At 41.6% G+C, this 16,153-nt stretch carries 17 protein-coding genes; 12 read left to right on the top strand and 5 right to left on the bottom strand.

Going from position 1 to position 16,153, the window contains the following annotated elements; all coding sequences use genetic code 11:
- Positions 1-87 precede the first annotated feature (87 nt).
- The gene (locus M3197_RS00180; RefSeq protein WP_251658015.1) at positions 88-267 is read left to right on the top strand and encodes a CsbD family protein; all 180 of its coding nucleotides are present in this window, start codon (positions 88-90) and stop codon (positions 265-267) included.
- 143 nt (positions 268-410) lie between these two features.
- Here the strand turns inward: M3197_RS00180 and M3197_RS00175 are convergent, their stop codons facing one another.
- Positions 411-914, bottom strand: a complete 504-nt coding sequence (locus tag M3197_RS00175; protein WP_285850996.1) for a general stress protein — start codon at positions 912-914, stop codon at positions 411-413.
- Between the two features lie 153 nt (positions 915-1,067).
- On the opposite strand from M3197_RS00175, the gene M3197_RS00170 reads away from it, so the two are divergent.
- The 4 genes from M3197_RS00170 to M3197_RS00155 all read left to right on the top strand — a co-directional run bounded on the left by M3197_RS00170 (position 1,068) and on the right by M3197_RS00155 (position 3,964).
- The gene (locus M3197_RS00170) at positions 1,068-1,373 is read left to right on the top strand and encodes a DUF3243 family protein (RefSeq protein WP_251658013.1); all 306 of its coding nucleotides are present in this window, start codon (positions 1,068-1,070) and stop codon (positions 1,371-1,373) included.
- 21 nt (positions 1,374-1,394) lie between these two features.
- Positions 1,395-1,637, top strand: a complete 243-nt coding sequence (locus M3197_RS00165) for a YczO family protein (protein ID WP_251658012.1) — start codon at positions 1,395-1,397, stop codon at positions 1,635-1,637.
- Positions 1,638-1,775: 138 nt separating this feature from the next.
- A complete protein-coding gene (locus M3197_RS00160) occupies positions 1,776-2,684 on the top strand; it encodes an EamA family transporter (protein WP_251658011.1) in 909 nt (302 codons plus the stop codon).
- A gap of 86 nt (positions 2,685-2,770) precedes the next feature.
- Positions 2,771-3,964, top strand: coding sequence for an alanyl-tRNA editing protein (locus M3197_RS00155; protein ID WP_251658010.1), 1,194 nt, complete (start codon positions 2,771-2,773; stop codon positions 3,962-3,964).
- Between the two features lie 60 nt (positions 3,965-4,024).
- Here M3197_RS00155 and M3197_RS00150 read toward each other — a convergent pair whose 3' ends face one another.
- The gene (locus tag M3197_RS00150) at positions 4,025-5,005 is read right to left on the bottom strand and encodes a c-type cytochrome (protein ID WP_251658009.1); all 981 of its coding nucleotides are present in this window, start codon (positions 5,003-5,005) and stop codon (positions 4,025-4,027) included.
- Between the two features lie 521 nt (positions 5,006-5,526).
- Here M3197_RS00150 and M3197_RS00145 point away from each other — a divergent pair.
- From M3197_RS00145 to M3197_RS00130, 4 genes are all read left to right on the top strand, one after another.
- Positions 5,527-6,891 (top strand): alanine/glycine:cation symporter family protein, encoded by a 1,365-nt coding sequence (locus tag M3197_RS00145; protein WP_251658008.1) that lies wholly within the window; start codon positions 5,527-5,529, stop codon positions 6,889-6,891.
- A gap of 140 nt (positions 6,892-7,031) precedes the next feature.
- Positions 7,032-7,982 (top strand): ABC transporter ATP-binding protein, encoded by a 951-nt coding sequence (locus M3197_RS00140; protein WP_251658007.1) that lies wholly within the window; start codon positions 7,032-7,034, stop codon positions 7,980-7,982.
- Positions 7,979-9,496, top strand: a complete 1,518-nt coding sequence (gene opuFB / locus M3197_RS00135) for an osmoprotectant update ABC transporter permease/substrate-binding subunit OpuFB (RefSeq protein WP_251658006.1) — start codon at positions 7,979-7,981, stop codon at positions 9,494-9,496. Before M3197_RS00140 ends, opuFB begins: the two co-directional genes overlap by 4 nt.
- A gap of 331 nt (positions 9,497-9,827) precedes the next feature.
- Positions 9,828-10,544, top strand: coding sequence for a 3-ketoacyl-ACP reductase (locus M3197_RS00130; protein WP_251658005.1), 717 nt, complete (start codon positions 9,828-9,830; stop codon positions 10,542-10,544).
- A 48-nt stretch (positions 10,545-10,592) separates the two neighbouring features.
- Here M3197_RS00130 and M3197_RS00125 read toward each other — a convergent pair whose 3' ends face one another.
- A complete protein-coding gene (locus M3197_RS00125; protein ID WP_251658004.1) occupies positions 10,593-11,441 on the bottom strand; it encodes a 5'-methylthioadenosine/S-adenosylhomocysteine nucleosidase in 849 nt (282 codons plus the stop codon).
- A gap of 602 nt (positions 11,442-12,043) precedes the next feature.
- Between M3197_RS00125 and M3197_RS00120 the strand changes: the two genes are divergently transcribed.
- The 3 genes from M3197_RS00120 to yiaA all read left to right on the top strand — a co-directional run bounded on the left by M3197_RS00120 (position 12,044) and on the right by yiaA (position 14,426).
- A complete protein-coding gene (locus tag M3197_RS00120) occupies positions 12,044-13,141 on the top strand; it encodes an acyltransferase (RefSeq protein WP_251658003.1) in 1,098 nt (365 codons plus the stop codon).
- A gap of 127 nt (positions 13,142-13,268) precedes the next feature.
- Positions 13,269-13,727: a hypothetical protein gene (locus M3197_RS00115; RefSeq protein WP_251658002.1), complete on the top strand. Its 459-nt coding sequence runs from the start codon at positions 13,269-13,271 to the stop codon at positions 13,725-13,727.
- A 228-nt stretch (positions 13,728-13,955) separates the two neighbouring features.
- The gene (yiaA, locus tag M3197_RS00110; protein WP_251658001.1) at positions 13,956-14,426 is read left to right on the top strand and encodes an inner membrane protein YiaA; all 471 of its coding nucleotides are present in this window, start codon (positions 13,956-13,958) and stop codon (positions 14,424-14,426) included.
- Between the two features lie 133 nt (positions 14,427-14,559).
- Here yiaA and yedF read toward each other — a convergent pair whose 3' ends face one another.
- Both yedF and yedE read right to left on the bottom strand, forming a co-directional pair.
- Positions 14,560-14,799 carry a sulfurtransferase-like selenium metabolism protein YedF gene (gene yedF, locus M3197_RS00105; RefSeq protein WP_251658000.1) on the bottom strand — a complete coding sequence of 80 codons (240 nt, stop codon included), beginning with the start codon at positions 14,797-14,799 and terminating at the stop codon, positions 14,560-14,562.
- Positions 14,789-15,997 (bottom strand): selenium metabolism membrane protein YedE/FdhT, encoded by a 1,209-nt coding sequence (yedE, locus tag M3197_RS00100; protein WP_251657999.1) that lies wholly within the window; start codon positions 15,995-15,997, stop codon positions 14,789-14,791. Before yedE ends, yedF begins: the two co-directional genes overlap by 11 nt.
- Positions 15,998-16,153 lie beyond the last annotated feature (156 nt).

Here is a 16,153-nt window from a genome sequence, read left to right as displayed (position 1 = left end):
TATTATCTATACCCTTTATTAATACGTGTTTAACAACTTCATAGTAGGGGTATGAAATGACTATAATTTACAAGGAGGGTTTTTGATATGGCAGATCACGGTTTTTCAGACAAAGTAAAAGGTGCAGTTAACAAGACTAAAGGTGAAGCAAAAGACCAATACGGGAATGCAACCGGCGATGCCGAAAAGCAAGCAGAAGGTAAAATGGATAAAATAAAAGGCGATGTGCAAGAAAAAATTGGCAATATGAAAGATAATCGGCATTGATTGAACTATCGAGTTGCTAGAACGTCGGACATTTTTGACGCGCTAGCAACTTTCTTATTGTTAACCGAATTTCTGAAAGAATACTACTCTCAGTAAATGCTCCATACAAAAAAAACCGACTTCCCTTAAGTCGGTTTTTACTATTAGAGATTATTTGTATTGATGCGAGGATATCTGCCTGCGTTTTCTTCAGCTCCCGCATCTTCACCCGCATTTTCAAGAGGTACTCCGCTTTCTGAAATCTCGCTTGAACTGTCTGATCCGTTAATTTCGATTTTATCATTCTCGCTAAAAAGATCAGGGTGCCGTGGTGATGTTGGATCGTCCAAAACAAATAATGCCACACCGCCATCTTTGACCTCGTTGTAAAAAGCCTTGGTTTGTTGTTCATTGAAACCGAGCTGCTCAAATGCTTCTTTAGCTGGTTCATCATTTGTAAAGAAGAATTTCATACGTCCTAAAAATCCGTCTTGTTCTCTCGTCGCTAACACAATATCTGTTTGATCTTCAAGCATCCTGTCATTATCATCCAAATTGGAAACTGCCAGGATTTCGTCCTTTGTGTAACCAAACGATTTTAATTGTGTAATTTTAATTAACACATTGTCAATAGAATGAAAAGTCCCCACATACCGTTTTTGCTTCATAATCCTTCACTTCCTTCCCTATACAATTGGTCGATCCATGTGTAAGTATCTATTCCCCAAACCGGCCACTTTAGAAACACTAATTTTGTAAGGTTTATTTTTTCCCGATTAGTCAATACTGTTACTATCACACAAAAGGAGTGAACGCTTCCTATGGACGTCAAAGGCAAAGTTGAAGGCGAACTGAATAATATGGACAGTGAAAAGAAAGAAGATATCTTGAAAAACTTTACCTCGTTTAAAGATTATCTCTCCGACAAAGTAAGTAAAGGTGAAAAGTTGGGGCTCAGTGAGGAACAACTGACGAAAGCTACAGAGTATGTCGCGGGATATTTGGCAAAACACGAAGAACCGAAAAACCGTGAGCAATATGTGCTTCAAGAACTTTGGAAAGTCGGCGACAAAGAAGAGCAAAAAGCACTGTCCAGTCTTTTGCTGAAACTCGTCAAAGCGGAGTAACTCCTAAAAGGAGGACTATTCATGGACGACAAGAAAAAGTCATTCACTGCAGAAGATCGAAAAGAGGTTATCCAACCTTACTTGGATAATCCTGATGCTGTTAAAACTGACAAAGAATCCCTTTTCGATATGCATGAAGATATGCAAACGGTAGATGCTGTTCCTGTTGAAGATACTAATATGGAATGGGAAGAAGAAAAGCAAGAAAATCATCGTAAATCCAAGGATCATTCATCAAGCGAAGAAAAATACGCGGGTAGATAATCGACCTCCGAGACACCTTCTTAATTAGAAGGTGTCTTTTTTCGTTTCATTTCCCGGGGAATAATGAAAGGTCTGACTTCCTATGTATCAATATGGTAATCAGCGTGATATACTATTTAGCTTAGGAGGAAATGCATTATGAAATTTTGGATATATCCGATACTCGTAATTGTCGCAGCTAGCAGTTACGGAATTCTCTCGTCTATTGTTAAATTAGCCATTAGAGATGGTTATTCGGCTTCTCAAGCTGTTACGAGCCAATTCTTCATAGGGTTCTTAGTCGCCCTTTTACTTTACGTCATTATTCAACACAAGCGTCCTCGTTTTGGCGGGGGCTGGACACTTATACTTGCAGGATTTTTCACTGCTTTAACAGGAATTGTTTATGGAAAAACAGTTGAGTATATGCCTGCTTCACTGGCAGTAGTTATGCTCTTTCAATTTACATGGATTGGCATGCTATTTGACTGTATCGCAAGTCGACGTTTACCGAAGAGGGTGGAAGTGATTTCACTCGTTTTTCTTTTCTCTGGTACGATTTTTGCAGCAGGAATTTTAAATGTCGACTTGAGTGGTATTCCTTGGCAAGGCTGGGCATTTGGGCTGGCTTCAGCAACAAGTTTTGCCTCATTCGTGATGGCAAACCAGAAAGCGATTGAAGGAATGGATACTACCACCCGCCTACTATTCACTTCATTCTTTGCAGCAATTGTAATCTTGTTATTCCAATCACCTGAAATTGTTTGGACGGGACAATTATTCACTTCAAGTCTCTTATTATACGGACTTATCCTAGGCTTATTCGGAATTATAATTCCCATTTATCTTTTTTCCATCGCAGTTCCTAAAGTGGGTACCGCAATGACGTCCATTCTTAGTGCCATGGAGCTCCCGGTCGCTATGACCGCCTCCGTTGTATTAGTGGGAGAACATATTACGTTCATACAAATCATTGGAATTTTAATCATATTATTCGGGATGACTTTACCATCACTTGCACAGAGACGACGGAAACCTCTCCCCCACAAAACGTCTGAACCGCTCTAATGCAGTTCAGACGTTTTTGCATATAAGACAGCAACCTCGTACAATGAATATATGGAAAATAAGACAAACTAGAGAGGAGTTTTTCGATGTTGCAAGACCGCTTATATTATCAAGATCCTTACCGCACCAGCTTCACAACAGTCGTGACACAGCACGCTGTCGATGAACAAGGACGACCGTTCGTAGTACTTGAGAATACTGCATTTTACCCTACTGGTGGCGGACAACCTCATGACACAGGACATATTGCAAACATTGCAGTTGTGGACGTAGAAGATGTCGACGGAGAAATTCGACATTATTTGGAAACTCCATTAACCACTGGGGGAACGATTTCTGCTGAAATCGACTGGGATCGAAGATTTGACCATATGCAACAGCATACCGGTCAACATGTTCTGACTGCTGCTTTCGTTGAACTTTTTGACTACCCTACCATCAGTTTTCACCTTGGTCGAGAAATCGTGACCATTGATCTCGCGACTGAACATGTCTCTTCTGATGAACTGCGTGCTGCTGAAAAACTCGCCAATGCTATTATCCTTGAAAACCGACAGATTGAGCAGAGATGGGTGACTCAAGAAGAACTGTCAGCCTATTCGCTTCGTAAACAAGTTAGCGTCGATGAAGAAATTCGTCTCGTAATCATTCCGGACTTCGATACAAACGGATGTGGAGGAACACACCCTAGCTCCACCGGACAAATCGGATCGTTAAAAGTCCTTTCCACTGAAAAGCAAAAAAAGAACACACGCATCCACTTTGTGTGCGGAGGGCGGGTGCTCCATCAGCTAGGTATAGTTCATGATGAACTTTCTGATGTTGCACGTTTACTGAGCGCTCCATTGGGCCAGGCAGCTGATGCCACACAGAAAATGCTGGAGGCGCAACATTCGTTGGAAAAGCAATTAGAAGCCGCGAACGATCAGTTGCTTGACGTTGAAGCAGCATCTCTTGCAGAACGAAAAACGATTGTCATTCGACAATCATACAAAGATCGTTCCATGCAAGAGTTGCAAAAGCTTGCTCGCAAAACAATCGCTCTTCGTGAACAAGCCATTGTTTTACTCGTTTCGGATGATGGCGAGAAGTTACAATTCGTGGCATCGCGTACGAATTCGCTCACACCAGATATGCGTACGGTTTCATCCATTACGCTTCCTGCAATAGAAGGTAAAGGCGGAGGCTCGGCATCATCAGTTCAAGGAGGCGGCGCACGAACCATGTCTGCAGAAGACCTATCAGAGTTACTTGAACAATCCATTCCCGTTCATGTGTAATAACAAGTGCACCCAAAAACCCCCAACCACTACATAAAATGAGTAGTTGGGGGTTTTCACTTATTGCTTCTTACCAATAACTGCTTCCCAGTCGATTGTGCCGGCCTTGATTTCATCGCGACGTTCTTTTGTCATCGAGTCGCTTGGTCGTCCGCCATTTGGCCAATCTCCTTTGTGGTTAGCGAACTCTGGACGGTCTTGTGAGAGGATGAATGCTGAAACGTCAGCAACTTCTTGTTCAGAAAGACTTCCCGGGTTTCCAACTGGCATATTGTTGTTCACGTAACCTGCCATTTTAGTTAGGCGAGCAATACCAGCACCGTCATTAAAGGAGCCACCTCCCCATAACGCAGGACCTGTGTTTGAACCTGTTCCACTACCGTCCCCTGCATGGCATGTCGCACATGATTGCTGATACACCTTTTCCCCATCGGCAACACTTGGAATCGGCATGTCATCTACACTATTCTGGTGACGCCATGGCAACTCTGCACCTACTGGAATTCCTTCAGAAATATAAGTCATATATGCAACCATAGCTTTTAGATCTGGATCATTGCTTTCAAACTTTGTACCATTCATGCTTCGAACCATACAACCATTGATACGATCCTCCAGTGATACAATTTTACCAGAGCGTCCGATATACATCGGATACACCGCTGACATTCCTACTAATGAAGAAACTTCGCTGTCCAAACCAGCACCTGCATGACAACTAGTACATGATAGTTCGTTCACCAGTTTCTCACCGTCTTCTGCAGTGGGAGCTTCACTTCGTAATACAGTTGAAGTGTCGTTTACAAGATCGTATCCGCGCTTGATTGCATCACCAAGCTCATCGTCTGGAACGTCATCCATTGAAGGTGGATTATGTTGGATTTCACCACCCGCAGTATTATTAGATTCAGTTTCAGTTACATCTGCAACACCTTCATTTTCAGCAGCTTTGTTCGTTTTTAATTGGAAAGACATAAGGACGATGGTAAGTGCAAAAATAGCCACTAATACAGCTAATACTAAAGTAGAGGTTTTTCTCATTTTTACTTCCTCCTTTGTTTGTGACTATTGTATCAAACGGTATTCTATTAAGCTATGGAGTTAAAGTAAATTGGATTGAAATAGGGAATTCCCTTAGTGAATTATAAACTTTCACGCGACGTAAAGAGCATACACGGGTATCCCCTATAAGTAAGGAGCCATTGCTGACAAATCCTTATCATTTTCTTCAAGTTCTACATAATTCATTCTACGAACTATACTTCCATTGATGCGTTTTTCTGTCGTTGCGATTTATCATTACGGGAACGATACGCAGGATATTTTGTATTCACACCATGTATTAAAGAAACATGGTTATTCTCTTTATGAATAGTAATTATTTACTATTACAATAATAATAGACAGTATATTCTGTTATATAAAAATGATTGACAACTCTTTTATTGTTTCACTAGTATAGTATTTAAACCGATTGGCAATTCGGAATTCACTATTTGTTCAGCATGTATAATCTGAAACTTCTACGCACGGTTTCAAGCACTCAAAAGGGGATGGCACATTTGAATACGTTTACAAAATGGGTAGAAGTTGTTTCAGATTTCTTATGGGGCGCACCAATTATTATTTTGCTGATTGGCGGAGGACTATTTCTCACAATACGACTTGGATTTTTTCAATTCAAGTACATGCCACATATTCTTCGTCAGACCTTCGGAAAAATTATGTCGAAAGGCTCTGGAGACGGCACGTTGACGCCTTTCCAGGCGACAACTTCAGCACTTGCATCCACGATGGGTGCCGCCAATATTGTCGGGGTGCCTGTTGCCATTGCCTTAGGTGGTCCAGGTGCAATCTTTTGGATGTGGCTCGTTGCACTTATTGGAATCGGCACAAAATATTCAGAAGTCGTCCTTGGCATTAAGTATCGGGAAAAGAACGAAGTTGGGGATTATGTCGGCGGACCGATGTATTATATTAAAAAAGGTCTTGGCTGGAAAAAGGTCGCTTACCTCTTTGCATTTGCACTGATGATCGAAATTATTGCCAGTACGATGGTTCAGTCCAATTCGATCGCGACCACAGTCGAAAGTTCGTTCGGATTACCTCCGTACATTACCGGAATTATTGTTGCACTTTTAGTAGCGCTTGTTTCCTTTGGAGGAATAAAAGCAATTGGACGTGTGACAGAGAGGCTAATACCTTCCATGGTCGTCTTATATATTGTCAGCGCACTCATTGTAATTGCGTTTAATATTACAGAGGTGCCCGCAGCATTCGGCCTTATTTTTACATATGCATTTCAACCGTTATCTGCAGCAGGTGGATTTGCAGGTGCTGGTGTTGCCGCAGCTATTCGCTGGGGATTGGCACGCGGACTTTACTCGAACGAAGCAGGTATTGGAACGGCACCGATTGCCCACGCTGCTGCGGTGAATAATCATCCAGCAAAGCAAGGGTTTTGGGGAGTATTTGAAGTCATTGTAGATACGCTTATCGTTTGTACAATGACAGCAATGGTGGTGTTGACCACAGGAGTTTGGAAAGTCATTGACGCCAATAACGCGTCTTCCATGGTAACAGAAGCGTACAGCACAGTTTTCGGTGCAACCATTGGTGGCATCATTATTTCCGTCGTCCTCTTCTTGTTCGTCATTACAACCGTCGTTGTCATCGTCTACTATGGAGAAAAGCAAGCAGAATTCTTATTTGGGACTGGTTTTTCAAAAGTAATGCGTTTGGTTTATATCGTCGCTATTATTATTGGGGCACTTGGAGGATTACAATTCGTATGGAAATTCCTTGATTTGCTACTCGCGATTGTCGTCGTACCGAACGTTATCGCTGTATTGTTCTTAAGTGGAAAAGTTCGTGAAGTAACCAATGATTACTTTACGAATCTTTATCCAATAGAAAGAAAAAAATAATAGAATACATTCATTCCTCCAGTCGTACAAATATATGTACGACGGAGGTTTTTTTTTAACAATTAAGGATATAGGTATATAGATCTCTTTCTAGCAAATCGAGGATAAGAGAGCTTGCGAAAAAACAAGGAGCGGTGTGGATGATAAAATTTAAAGGCGTCTCTAAATCATACGATGGAAAAACAAACGTCGTGGAAGATGTAAACTTCGAGATTGCAGAAGGGGAGTTTTTTGTATTAATCGGACCGAGTGGATGTGGGAAGACTACGACACTAAAAATGATTAACCGTCTTATCCCCTTGTCAGACGGAACGATATGTATTCATGATAAAAAAATTAGTGATTATACGATTCACGAACTACGCTGGCAAATCGGATATGTCTTACAGCAGATCGCATTGTTTCCACATATGACCATAGAAGAGAATATATCGATTGTGCCTGAACTCAAACAGTGGAAAAAAGACCGTACCTACACTCGGGTGACTGAATTGTTGAATATGGTCGAGTTAGATCCTGATACATATAGAGGGCGTAAACCTAGTGAATTATCTGGTGGACAACAACAGAGAATCGGAGTGGTTCGGGCGCTTGCGGCAGATCCCGATATTGTATTGATGGATGAACCATTCAGTGCACTCGACCCCATCAGTAGATTGAAGCTACAAGATGACTTGTTGCATTTACAGAGAACGATAAAAAAGACCATCGTATTTGTTACGCACGACATTCAGGAGGCGATGAAACTAGGTGACCGTATCTGCATTATGAAAGACGGGAAAATAGAACAGCTCGGGACGCCTGATGAGATTACTGCTGCTCCTGCCACAACTTTTGTACAAGAATTCATCGGAAGTGGTGGCACTCAACCATTTGTCATCAGGGACCATATGGAACCTGCGTCTGAACCTATACATCTTGACGCACCAACTGTAGCAATTGATGCTGGATGGAGTACCGTATTGGACGCACTATTGAAGGCTGAAATAGTTGCTGTTGAAGACAAGGGCGACATTGTCGGCATGCTGTCACGCGAAGCGTTACTCTCCTTTTTAGCAACACATGAGAAAGAAAGGACGGAGACGGCATGAGTCATTTCTTTGACGTTTTTCAAGATCGTAAGGGTGAATTGGCGGGTGCGCTATTAGAACATATCCAAATTTCTTTGATTGCGCTTGTTTTTGCTGTATTAATAGCCATACCACTTGGTATTTATCTAACGAACAAGCGACGGATTGCGGAAAGTGTCATTGGTGCAAGTGCGGTGTTGCAGACTATTCCATCCCTCGCTTTGCTTGGATTACTCATCCCGCTACTCGGCATCGGGAAAGTACCTGCCATTATCGCGCTTGTCGCATACGCATTGTTGCCGATTTTACGAAACACGTATACTGGTATCAAAGAAGTAGATCCTTCATTAATAGAGGCTGCCACTGCAATGGGGATGACGACGTGGAAACGAATGGCTAAGGTTGAACTTCCTCTTGCAATGCCTGTCATTATGGCGGGTATCCGTACTTCGATGGTGCTAATTGTCGGAACAGCTACGCTTGCTGCACTCATCGGAGCGGGTGGTCTAGGAGATTTAATCCTTCTTGGGATTGACCGCAACAACCCTTCTCTTATTGTACTGGGAGCTATTCCTGCAGCACTTCTAGCGCTTGCATTCGACTTGTTGCTTAAGAAGTTTGAAAGTCTTTCATTCAAACGGGCTGCTACCGCTCTCATAGTATTTTTCATAATTAGCTTGCTCGTTATCGTGTTCCCATTTTTGTCAGGGCGCTCGAATAAGCAGTTAGTAATCGGTGCCAAACTCGGTGCTGAACCGGAAATCCTCATTAACATGTACAAACTCCTCATTGAAGACGAAACTGACCTGACTGTCGAACTGAAACCCGGTCTCGGCAAAACATCGTTCGTATTCAACGCTCTTAAATCAGGAAGTATCGACATGTATCCCGAATTCACAGGGACTGCACTTTCCGAGTTTCTAAAAGAAGAAGCTGTAAGCAATGATCGTAAGGAGGTATACAAACAGGCTCGAGATGGTCTTGCTGATCAGTTCGATATGACGCTGTTGCCGCCAATGTCTTATAACAATACGTATACACTAGCGATTTCCAAGCAATTTGAAGAACAGACTGGTGTAAAGACTATTTCAGACTTAGCTGCAGTAGAAGCCAACGTAAAAGCCGGATTCACTCTTGAATTTAACGACCGTGAAGACGGGTACAAAGGCATTCAAATATTATATGGTGTAGACTTTCCTTCAGTGAAAACGATGGAACCTAAATTACGGTACCAAGCAATTGAAACAGGCGACATCAACTTAATGGATGCATACTCTACAGACAGTGAATTGAAAGAGTATGAAATGACAGTGCTCGAAGATGATCAGGAACTGTTCCCACCTTATCAAGGGGCGCCTCTCTTGTTGAAAAAGACACTCGAGAAATATCCTGAGCTAGAAGAAGTATTGAATAAGCTTGCTGGAAAAGTGACAGACGATGAAATGCGTGATATGAATTTCCGTGTAAATTCAGGTGGAGAAAAAGCTGAGGTTGTGGCACGTGAGTTTCTTGTGAATGCTGGATTGTTGAATTGACGAAAGGGCTGCCGCGGCAGCCTTTTTTGCGTAAAACAGGGATTTTATGCGTTCTCCGTCACATCGAAGAGAATGTCCGACATCCCGAGTGTTTTCTCTTACAGTTCTAGGCATTTATCCTTCACACATCAAAATTTCTCGGACACTTAGCGAAGTTTCTCGATATCGGGAAACAATTCAACCTCATTAAGGGATTAATGGAATGCACTTTCCTACTTTTAGGGACGGCTAGCCAATTATGGTACTCCCATCAAGCTGGATTCTTAGTATGGAACCCTCTCATTTGCTATACTTCAATAAGTTAGAAATCCAGTTGAAAAGGAGCAAATTCATGCAACCCATTACAGGTAAAAACGCCATAATCACTGGTGCAGGTCGAGGAATCGGACGCGCTACCGCAATAGCATTTGCAAAAGAAGGTATCCACGTAGGACTAATCGGAAAAACCGTAGCTAACTTGGAAAACGTAGCCGAAGAGTTACGTCAATACGGCGTGAATGTTGCGATGGCTTCAGCGGATGTATCCGATCAGGAATCCATAACAGCTGCCGTTCAACATATTAAAACTGAACTTGGACCGATTGATATCCTTGTGAATAATGCTGGTATCGGGAAATTTGGCAAATTCATGGATTTGTCTCCTGAAGTATTTAAAAATATCATTGATGTCAATTTAATGGGCGTTTACTATACGACGAGAGCCGTTTTGCCTGAAATGATCGAAAGACAGTCCGGAGACATCATTAATATCTCATCCACTGCCGGTCAAAAAGGAGCTCCAGTTACAAGCGCATATAGCGCATCTAAGTTCGCAGTACTTGGCCTTACTGAGTCACTTATGCTCGAAGTTCGTAAGCACAATATCCGTGTGAGTGCGCTCACGCCAAGCACTGTGGCAACAGACTTGGCAATTGACGAAAAATTAACAGATGGTAACCCGGAAAAAGTAATGCAACCCGAAGATTTAGCAGATGTCATGGTCGCACAGTTAAAACTACACCCACGCGTGTTATTAAAATCTGCGGGGCTCTGGTCTACGAATCCATAATTGACGTAAAAAAGGACCCATTACGGGTCCTTTTTTTCAACAAACAACTCACTTGCTCATTGCCTTTACAATTTCAACTGCATATTCTGCTCCATATTGTCCAGCCGTCTCCAAGTCTTCAATATTATCATTAGAGACTTCCGAATTCGAAACGGTGCGTACCGATAAATACGGCACATTGAACCCTTTAGCAACTTGGGCGACGGAAGCGGCTTCCATTTCTTCAACACTCGTACCTGCATTTTCATGGAACCATTGAATCCGATCTATTTCTCTGTTCCAGAAATCTGCGCTACCGACTTTCCCTTCCACAACTTCACCATATTTGTATTGATCCGCTACACTTAACGCAATCTTTACAAGCTCAGGATCGCTTTCAAAGGTTTCGTATTCGACCTCTTCTCCATCTTCTCTCATATCAGTCGACATGAAAAGCCATTCATCAGGTTTCATACCTTGCCCTTCATCTAAATGTTCCGTACGCATATTCCCAATATTCATCACTTCTGTCCCAATTACCGTATCAAATACATGAAGGTCTGGATCATGTCCACCTGCTGTTCCCTGGTTAATAATTGCCTTTGGATTATATTTCTCGATTAATACGGTTGTCGATGCCGCGGCATGCACCATACCGACTTCTGTTCTTGAGACTACGACGGGCGTACCGGCAATCTTACCTATGTAGAATGTGTAGTTTCCATGTTGCTCTTCTTTGTAGTCTTTCATTTCTTCGAGAAGGGCGGAAATCTCAACATCCATCGCACCTTGGATTGCGATTGGCTGTACTTCGTTCTGTTCGTCCTCTTTAGAAACGTTTGTCTCCCCTGTTGCGGTTGAGCAACCCGCCAGAACTAGTGCACAAATAAGCATTGCAGTAAAAACTTTCAACTTCATAAGATCCCTCATAATTAAATAACTCCCGTCATCTTTTATACGAACGATTTTATTTAAATCAGTAGTTATAGTTCGTGTTTGTAGATTACAATACAATATATCAGAGTGCAACTATATTGAGGGAATTAAATTTTTTTGGTTAATTTTTCCTATATTTATATAAATAAAGACTGTAAACTTAATTCTTCTGAGGGGTTTTCTGTTCCTGCTACTTTCATCACAAAATGATGAATCACCTTTCTTTTGAGCAAAGAATCACGTAACATTAGGGACTATAGAAATTTCCATTTAGGTAATCGGAACATATGGAAATGATAGTCACATCCAAGAAAGTATTTACATCTTGTTCTTTTAATCATCATTTATTTCCCAGCTATGCTTCTTAACTATCTGACACACAAGACATTAGACTGGTTGATTACTTCCCTATTTTTATTGAGCATGCATTTAGTTTATTTATTACTACGGCGAACGTGTACCAATAAGAGGAACTCCTAATGCAACTGTACTTTCTGTAACTTGGATTTTTTTGCAATCCGATCTATTTTTACGGTATACTGACAGTTGGTCCATACTATAAGCCGGTAAAGGAATGATTTTCGATGAAAAAAGAAATCGCTTCCATCTACTATGTGCGATTTTTTGCAATGCTATTTGTTGTGCTTGTACATACTACAGCTCAATACCGGCACCTATTTCCTGCCCCTTCAATTCAGAACACATTTTATTTTTTTCTGAATAATATTGTTCGTGTTGAGGGCGGAATGTTCGTCATGATTATGGGAATTGTGTTTTTCTATATGTATCGCGATCGTCCTTTTACTAAGGATGTGCTTTTCTCCTATTGGAAAAAACGTGTGACGTATATTCTCATTCCCTATATTGTTTGGTCTCTCATTTACGAAGTGGAAATGTGGCATTACCAGGATCGTCCACTAGTTATGTCGGACATCCTCCACAGACTTTTGTTTGGGGAAAGTAAATACCAGCTTTATTTCATATTCATTGTTGTGCAGTTCTATTTAGTATTCCCCTTACTAATGATGCTGGTCCGCAAATTCGCTTTTTTCCGGAAGTACTTATGGCTCTTTGGGATTCTCGCAGAATACGCTTATTTCCAGTTTTCCATTCATACTCACTACGTAACAGTGCCTCTTATGTTCAGCTTTATTGGTTCGTATATGCTAGGTGCCTGGATAGGAGTCCATTACGAGACAATTATTGAAAAAATGACGAAAAAGAAGATGGTGATTGCCGGGATCAGTGGTCTTCTCTTCGGATTAACCTACGTGTTCATCCGATATCGCAATACGTATTTTGACAGATTGCCAATTGATGATGACTATTACAAAATGATTGGGATTTTGTTTAAAGTGATCGGTAGCTTGTTCTTCTTCTATTTCGCGGAGTATTTGGTGCGTTGGTCGAGTCAAAAATCCGTTCACCGAATGCGCAGTATTGCGTACTATTCGTTTGGCTTCTACCTGATGCATCCACTCGTTTTGTTCCAAGTGATGAAGTACTTGCCAACACGTGGCACACCCTTATCATTCCATATAACAATCGTTTTGCAGTATACGATTACAGTCATTCTCTGTTATCTCATCATCTGGTTTTTCCATCGTTTTGTACCTTTTGCCAGCTTCGTATTCGGGAAGTTGCCGAAGAATGCAAAGTTATTCTGGCAGATTAAAGACTAGCGATGGAATCATAGTAATCCACTCCCTGTGAAGATATATTCTTCACAGGTTTTTTTAGCCCCAACACTATTCTTCAGTTTTCTTTTTTCACAGAATTGATTATCATAAACAAGGGGAGGCGATGAAAATGAAAAAAGCATTCATTTTACTAGCAGCAGGTTTAATGCTCGCTGCATGCACAAATGGGGACAAATCTGATAGCACTTCAGATTCAGATAAAAAACCAACTGCTTCGGAATCACAGGAACAAGCGGACTCTAATTCAGCAGAAGATCAAGTTGGATTAGAAGAAGGTTTGAAAGCTGATTCTACTGAAGTCGAGTATGAAGACATCACTAAGGGAGACGTTCCTGCTAACACGAAAGTCACTTTTAAAGGGACTGTGTTTTCTGTTGAAGATGGTCGATTCGGATTGAAGAAAGATGTTACCGATTCTAATGAGGATGTCCTATGGGTAGATGACATCCGCTTAGGTGAACGTACGGAGATCCCTAAAGGCACCACTGTAACGGTATATGGAAGCTATACGTATACAGACGAGCAAGACGTTCCTAAGGTGCGTGCCGTATTCGTAGACCAGAAATAATTTACACATAGAAAAAGGTGAACCTCACTTCCCTACTTATTCAAACGGGTTTTGCGAGGTTCACTTTTTCATTTCTTGGTAAAATTATGTTCCTACTATATCTTTACTCAAATTAACAGCATCATTCAGAAGATCCCACCATTCACCAAACTAACGGAATCTTTCAAAAAGAGTTGCCGATAGATACACGTTTGGATATGATGTTGAAAAGAGGAGGAGAGACTTTCTATGACAAACGATTCTAAAGAATTCTTTGATAGAGAACGTAGAGATGAACCTAAACGAAAAATCGAAAGAAAAGACGGGGAACCAACTCCAGCATTTAAAGGCGCTTCTTGGGTAGCGCTCGTCATCGGTATTAGTGCGTATCTCGTTGGATTGTTTAATGCCGCTATGGAGCTCAACGAAAAAGGGTACTACTTTGCTATTTTAATATTTGGTCTTTACGCAGCAGTTTCCCTACAAAAAGCAGTGCGAGATAGAGACGAGGAGATTCCTGTCACCAACATTTACTACGGGCTCAGTTGGTTCGCCCTCATTGTAGCGATTTCGCTCATGGCAATTGGACTGTACAATGCGGGTAGTATCATTTTGAGCGAAAAAGGCTTCTACGGAATGGCTTTTGTTTTGAGTATCTTTGCAGCTATCACTGTTCAGAAAAATGTGAGGGATACACAAAAAGCTAGAGAGGACAATTAAGTAGAGCAACCTGTTTTTACCCATCAAAAAAGCTGTCATCCAAAGTCCAATAAGGGCTTTAGATGACAGCTTTTCTTAATATGATCAATACTGTTACTTATGACATTTTATCTAAACAGATTACTCTTTCACATCAAGCATAAATATAAAAAAGAAATTCTTGACCATTTTTAATCGGATCTTGTGCAAAGGTATACCCATGCGCGATTGCTTCTTCCGGCACATTGCGGAAAGAGCCTGGGCAATCTGTGATGACTTGTAAAAGCTCACCTTTGTTCATGCCTTCTAGTGCATCAAGTGTGTAAATGACAGGATAGGGGCAAGATTCACCGCGTAGATCGAGTGTGAAATCAGCTTCTTTGTTAGCTTGCATGTTGGTTCACTCCTCTCTTCATTGCCAACTGGCGATGATAGCTTTTTTCTCGATAAATCGTTAATGCATATAGTACCCCTAACATTGCGAGCGTTGCAAGAATGGCACCGACTGGACCAAAAGAGTCCAAAATATTTATTTTTGTTCCACTTTTGACGAGTACATCATAGACGCCTAGATGATCCCATGCGTAGGCAAGGAACGTAGCGCCGATAATGTTACCCGCAAATACAGGCAAGAACAAAACTTGTCCTTCCATGAGTCGGTACATCATTCCGGTTTCACAGCCAGAAGCCATAACAATACCGAGACCGAACAATACGCCACCGACAAATGTGCTAAGTGCTGCGATTTGAGTAATTGGTGTCAAATCATATACAGAAATAATAATAACTGTTAGTACGGAACTGATAGCCATTCCGACAATAATTGCTTTTGCCATGACACTGCGTCCTACAAGGAACAGATCACGAAAAGCAGAAGTAAAGCAGATTTGACCGCGTTCAATGAGAATTCCGAATGCGAGTCCGAAAAGAGCACCTAACCCAAGCAGTTTTTGTCCAGTTGCAAAGAAGTAGATCATCAAACCAAGATAGACAATTGCGATCGCGACTCCCACATAAGGCTGGATGACATGTTTTTTCACCTTAGTTGGTTTTGCAGCGCCTCTCGTTAACGTCGGCTTACCTTTCCACCAGCGCATCTTCGTCAACTTTGCTCCAAAGAACGTACCAACTCCAGTTGCGACAATGAAAATCCATGAATGGAATGAGAACTGTGGAACTCCTGTGAAAAATGCGGCCAAATTACAGCCAAGTGCCAAACGTGCTCCGAATCCCGCAATGACGCCACCGACAAGTCCTTGAATATATCTGCGTTTCTGTTGCGGAAGACGAATCTTGAAATTATTACTCAATAACACCATCATCAAGGCACCGATAAACATTCCCCAGACAATCCAGCCATCCGGACGGCTCCAAGTCGTTCCTTTCAGGTGTACCATGTCATAATATTCCCAGCCGGAAATATCCACCCCAAACAGCTTCAGGAGATCTCCCCCCAGACGAGTGAATTCACCTGTGACCGCCCAAACTGTAGAAGTCAGGCCAAAGTATAATGCGCTAAGAATCCCTGCAATCAGCAATACGACATAAGGATTCCAATATCGTTGAAAAATAAGTTGCACAAAAGTTTTCATATAGTGTTTCTCCTCCAATAAAGTACTTTTCTATTTTAGACCTTATTGGGGAGAAAGCAAGTCACGAAACATGTATGCAACAGTAAGTTCGGTAAGTGTCCAGATCACCACGCTCATCGTTGGCAACAAGCCTAAACCACCAGATCGCATTAAACA

This window comes from Sporosarcina aquimarina (genome assembly GCF_023715615.1).
Classification (GTDB): domain Bacteria; phylum Bacillota; class Bacilli; order Bacillales_A; family Planococcaceae; genus Sporosarcina; species Sporosarcina aquimarina_A.
The sequence above is the reverse complement of the archived record's forward strand: the minus strand, read 5'-3'. Positions and strand labels throughout refer to the sequence as shown.

What these genes read in the sequence shown, in the direction of transcription:
- M3197_RS00180 (WP_251658015.1), top strand. Translation starts at nt 88, where the DNA reads ATGGCAGATCACGGTTTTTCAGACAAAGTAAAAGGTGCAGTTAACAAG.
- M3197_RS00175 (WP_285850996.1), bottom strand. Translation starts at nt 914, where the DNA reads ATGAAGCAAAAACGGTATGTGGGGACTTTTCATTCTATTGACAATGTG.
- M3197_RS00170 (WP_251658013.1), top strand. Translation starts at nt 1,068, where the DNA reads ATGGACGTCAAAGGCAAAGTTGAAGGCGAACTGAATAATATGGACAGT.
- M3197_RS00165 (WP_251658012.1), top strand. Translation starts at nt 1,395, where the DNA reads ATGGACGACAAGAAAAAGTCATTCACTGCAGAAGATCGAAAAGAGGTT.
- M3197_RS00160 (WP_251658011.1), top strand. Translation starts at nt 1,776, where the DNA reads ATGAAATTTTGGATATATCCGATACTCGTAATTGTCGCAGCTAGCAGT.
- M3197_RS00155 (WP_251658010.1), top strand. Translation starts at nt 2,771, where the DNA reads ATGTTGCAAGACCGCTTATATTATCAAGATCCTTACCGCACCAGCTTC.
- M3197_RS00150 (WP_251658009.1), bottom strand. Translation starts at nt 5,005, where the DNA reads ATGAGAAAAACCTCTACTTTAGTATTAGCTGTATTAGTGGCTATTTTT.
- M3197_RS00140 (WP_251658007.1), top strand. Translation starts at nt 7,032, where the DNA reads ATGATAAAATTTAAAGGCGTCTCTAAATCATACGATGGAAAAACAAAC.
- opuFB (WP_251658006.1), top strand. Translation starts at nt 7,979, where the DNA reads ATGAGTCATTTCTTTGACGTTTTTCAAGATCGTAAGGGTGAATTGGCG.
- M3197_RS00130 (WP_251658005.1), top strand. Translation starts at nt 9,828, where the DNA reads ATGCAACCCATTACAGGTAAAAACGCCATAATCACTGGTGCAGGTCGA.
- M3197_RS00125 (WP_251658004.1), bottom strand. Translation starts at nt 11,441, where the DNA reads ATGAAGTTGAAAGTTTTTACTGCAATGCTTATTTGTGCACTAGTTCTG.
- M3197_RS00120 (WP_251658003.1), top strand. Translation starts at nt 12,044, where the DNA reads ATGAAAAAAGAAATCGCTTCCATCTACTATGTGCGATTTTTTGCAATG.
- M3197_RS00115 (WP_251658002.1), top strand. Translation starts at nt 13,269, where the DNA reads ATGAAAAAAGCATTCATTTTACTAGCAGCAGGTTTAATGCTCGCTGCA.
- yiaA (WP_251658001.1), top strand. Translation starts at nt 13,956, where the DNA reads ATGACAAACGATTCTAAAGAATTCTTTGATAGAGAACGTAGAGATGAA.
- yedF (WP_251658000.1), bottom strand. Translation starts at nt 14,799, where the DNA reads ATGCAAGCTAACAAAGAAGCTGATTTCACACTCGATCTACGCGGTGAA.
- yedE (WP_251657999.1), bottom strand. Translation starts at nt 15,997, where the DNA reads ATGAAAACTTTTGTGCAACTTATTTTTCAACGATATTGGAATCCTTAT.